We start from the raw sequence: 255 nt of genomic DNA, 5'->3' as shown, positions 1-255 counted from the left end.
GCCTGCCCGGGACAGCGAGCTTCGCCGTTTTCGGGCGAAGCCTGCGCCCGGCAGCGAGGCGGTGCGCAGCATGAGGCAGGTATCCCAGGTCCCCGGCAGTGTTCCGGGCCAGTTCCCGGCTGATCGTAGAGGCAGGCCTGCCCAGCATCCTGCCGATACCGCGTACTGATTCACCGGCACGGCGCAGGTCCTGGATCTGTTCCCGCTCGGTCAGGGACAGGCACCGGCCGTTACCCGGGGTCACGGGCAGCTCGG

Annotated in this window: 1 protein-coding gene; it reads right to left on the bottom strand. The window is 69.8% G+C overall.

What is annotated here, in order from left to right; translation table 11 throughout:
* Positions 1 to 255, bottom strand: a 255-nt coding sequence (locus NGB94_RS16760) for a helix-turn-helix domain-containing protein (RefSeq protein WP_418910677.1), incomplete at both ends; no start/stop codon positions are given.

This window comes from Arthrobacter koreensis, from assembly GCF_035792275.1.
In the GTDB taxonomy this organism is placed as follows: Bacteria; Actinomycetota; Actinomycetes; order Actinomycetales; family Micrococcaceae; genus Arthrobacter_B; species Arthrobacter_B koreensis_A.
Note: the sequence above shows the minus strand (reverse complement) of the source record. Positions and strands in the feature narration are given on the sequence as shown.